At 68.2% G+C, this 3,344-nt stretch carries 5 protein-coding genes; all 5 read left to right on the forward strand.

All coding sequences use genetic code 11. From position 1 onward, the window contains the following. On the forward strand, positions 1-280 hold a 280-nt coding region (locus tag ACLP25_RS31165), incomplete at its 5' end, for a VOC family protein (RefSeq protein ID WP_442472958.1). A gap of 332 nt (positions 281-612) precedes the next feature. Then, complete coding sequence (locus ACLP25_RS31170; protein ID WP_442472959.1) at positions 613-1,572, forward strand: carboxymuconolactone decarboxylase family protein; 960 nt, start codon at positions 613-615, stop codon at positions 1,570-1,572. After that, positions 1,569-2,453, forward strand: coding sequence for an RNA polymerase sigma-70 factor (locus ACLP25_RS31175; RefSeq protein ID WP_442472960.1), 885 nt, complete (start codon positions 1,569-1,571; stop codon positions 2,451-2,453). Before ACLP25_RS31170 ends, ACLP25_RS31175 begins: the two co-directional genes overlap by 4 nt. 88 nt (positions 2,454-2,541) lie before the next feature. Continuing rightward, complete coding sequence (locus ACLP25_RS31180; RefSeq protein ID WP_442472961.1) at positions 2,542-3,108, forward strand: TetR/AcrR family transcriptional regulator; 567 nt, start codon at positions 2,542-2,544, stop codon at positions 3,106-3,108. A 101-nt stretch (positions 3,109-3,209) separates the two neighbouring features. Continuing rightward, positions 3,210-3,344, forward strand: a 135-nt coding sequence (locus ACLP25_RS31185) for a VOC family protein (RefSeq protein ID WP_442472962.1), incomplete at its 3' end; no start/stop codon positions are given.

The raw sequence follows: 3,344 nt of genomic DNA on the forward strand, positions 1-3,344 counted from the left end.
GAAGACCAGCGAGTTCGACATGGGGCCGATGGGCGTCTACCGGATGTTCAAGACCGGTTCCGGCGAGGAGGGCGGGATCATGACCCGCACGCCGCAGACGCCGGCGTCGTTCTGGCTCTACTACGTCAACGTCGACGCGCTCGATCCGGCGGTCGAGCGGATCAAGGCCAAGGGCGGTGAGATCGCCAACGGGCCGATGGAGGTGCCGGGCGGACAGTGGATCGTCCAGGCGCTCGACCCCCAGGGCGCGCTGTTCGCCCTCGTCGCGCCGAAGCGCTGAGCGAGGCGAGGAGCCGGGCTCGGACGGAAACGGTCGGGCGCTAGAAGCAGGGCGTACGCGATCCCCGCGGGAGGAGAACCCGAGCGACCGTCGCCTCGGGTGGCGACCGGCCGCATCGGGGCGCCGCGGGGTTGCGAGGCAAAGCCCGTCCGCGCCGCCGCTACTTCGGAGCCACACGGGCGCCTGTCTCAAGCCCGTATTGGCGAAGACGGGCGCGAAGGCCCGTCAGAGCGCGGCGGAGTAGGAGACACGGAGGCAAGCGGATCCGAACGCCCTGTCACAATCGCTCCGCGTCGAACGTCTTGGTTCCGTGAACCCTGACGGAGGCTTCGATGTTCGCCCCAGATCCCCCTCGCGCCCTATGGGCGCTCGTAGGCGCGATGCTTTCGCTCGCGCTCTTCGTCGATGGCGCCGCGATGCTCGCCGCGCCTTTGTCGTGGTACGGCCTCGTGCCTGGCGTGGCGGCGACGGGACCGTTTAACGATCACTTCGTCCTCGACATCGGCGCTGCATATCTCGCAGCGGCGCTGTCGCTCGCCCTTGCCGTCGTCCGGCTGGAGCGGGTCGCCGCGCTACCCGCCGCCGGGTTCCTTGGCCTGCACGCGCTCATCCATCTTCTTTCGCTCCATGGCGCCCAACGCATGACCACTCTCTTCGTCTGTGCGCCGCCTGAGCGTGCGGCGCTCTTTGCCGAGATTCTAGGAGTCTATGCGCCGGCGCTGATCGCGCTCGCGCTCGTCGTTCCCGCCCGCTGGCAGGCCGCCTGGCCGTTTCCGAGCGGAATGCTCAAGGCGTTGATCGAAGCAAACGAGCGGCGCCTCGGGGTCAAGATGGACTATGTCAGCGAGATGGCGCGGCTCAACTGGCCAGCTTTCGTCCGCGTCGGCAAGATTGCCTCGCTCGCAATGGCTGCAGAGCCGAAGTTCGACGTGCGGATCGCCCATATGGCGTCGCTGGCCGCCGCGCAGTCCGACGATTGCGGCGAATGCGTCCAGATCCACCTCAACCTTGCCGCCAGGGACGGCGTCGCGCGAGACGCCTTGCAGGCCGCCCTCGACAATCGGCCTCAGGCGATGGACCCGAGGCTCGCGCTCGCCTGGCGGTTCGGGCGCGCCGTCGCAGAAAATGATCCGGCGGCGGACGACGTCCGTCGCAAGCTCGAAGGCCTGATCGGCCGCGCGGGGCTCATGGATCTTGGCTACGCCATCGCCATGGCGCGATTCTATCCCTCACTGAAGCGGGCGCTTGGATACGCGGTCGCCTGCAGCCTCCTGCGGCCGACCCCGCCATGACGCGCGATTCGCTCGCGACGACTGAAGCTTTCGAGGTCGCCCGCGCCCGCCTCTTCAAGCTCGCCTACCGGATGCTGGGGTCGATCAGCGACGCCGAAGACGCGGTGCAGGACCTCTATTTGCGCTGGCGCGCGGCCGCGTCCGACGTCGCGGCCCCCGAGGCCTGGCTTGTAACCGCCTGCGCTCGGCTTTGCATCGACCGCCTCAGGGCCGCCAAGCGCGCCCGCGCCGCCTATCAGGGTCCGTGGCTTCCCGAGCCGGTCGTGACCTGGGATGACGCAAGTGTGGAGGCGGAACGCGCGGACGATCTGACGATGGCGATGCTCCTCGTCCTCGAACGGCTTACCCCGCGCGAGCGCGCCGCCTATCTGCTCCGCGAAGGGTTCGATTACGACTACGCCGAGATCGGCGACATTCTGGGGGCATCGCCAGCCGCGTGCCGCCAGCTGGCGAGCCGCGCCTCGCGCAGGATGCGCGACGAGCGGCCCCGCTTCAACGCGACCCGGGAGGCGGCTCGAAACCTCGCGCGCCGGTTCGGCGAGGCGGCGCGGACCGGGGACTACAACGCGCTCATGTCGCTGCTCGCAGAAGACGTCTCCTGCGCGACGGATGGCGGCGGAAAGGTGGCCGCCGCCCGCAACGTCATTCGCGGCGCCGATCGGGTCGCGCGTTTTGTCGTTGGCGTCATGTCAAAAGGCGCCGCCGGCGTCGCGTTGCAGTTCGTCACGGTGAACGGCGCCCCCGGCTGGGTGCTGACTCGCGAGGGCGCGCCGATCGCGGTCGCGACCGTGGAGATCGACGGCGGCCGCATCACGAAGGTGCTTGCGACCCTCAATCCCGACAAGCTCGCGCGGGTTCCGCGGTCCGCCAGCGCCGGTTAGTCGCGCCGCCTCCGGATTCCCAATCGCCCCCCCTTGACAAATACCAACCGGTCGGTATTTTCGATGGTCAAACGTACGGATCGCCACCATGCCCGCCTCCGAACTCGTTACGACGAAGGATAAGAGGAGGGCCAAGGCCAAAGCCGGGGAGGTTTCCCTTTCAAAGCTCCTCGACGCCGCTGTCCATGTCATCCGAGCGAAGGGCTATTCGGCCGCGCGCGTCGAGGACATCTGCGCGGAGGCCGGTCTCACCAAGGGCGCGTTCTTCCATCATTTCACCAGCAAGGAGGCCTGCGCCGTGGCGGCGGCGGCGCATTTCGCGCGCAGCGCGGACGCGATCTTCGAGGCCGCGCCTTATTCCAGCCTTCCCGATCCGCGGGCGCGCGTGCTCGGCTATGTCGATTTCCGCAAGGCGATCCTCGCGGGCGCGCTGCCGCAGTTCACCTGCCTCCTCGGCACGATGGTGCAGGAGGCCTACGACACCCACCCTGTCATCCGCCAAGCCTGCGACCGCTACATCGGCGAGCACGCGGCCCGGTTGGAGGCCGATCTCGCTCTGGCGAAAGCTCTCCATGCGCCGGACGCGGATTGGAGCCCGAAGACCGCCGCGCTCTTTTCCCAGGCGGTGCTGCAGGGCGCCTTCGTCCTCGCCTAGGCGAGCCACGGGCCTCTGGTCGCGGTCGACTGTCTCGACCACCTGAAACGCTATTTCGAGACGCTGCTGCCCGAAGGCGCGGCGCAGGAGGAGAGGAAACCATGAGCGAACAAAAGATCACACCCTGTCTCTGGTTCAATTTCAACGCCGAGGAGGCGGTCGCGCACTACCTTTCGATTTTTGCGGGCGGCAGAGTTCACTCGACGTCGCGCTACGGGGACGCCGGTCCCGGCCCC

Source organism: Roseiarcus sp. (assembly GCF_052145395.1).
Classification (GTDB): Bacteria; Pseudomonadota; Alphaproteobacteria; order Rhizobiales; family Beijerinckiaceae; genus Roseiarcus.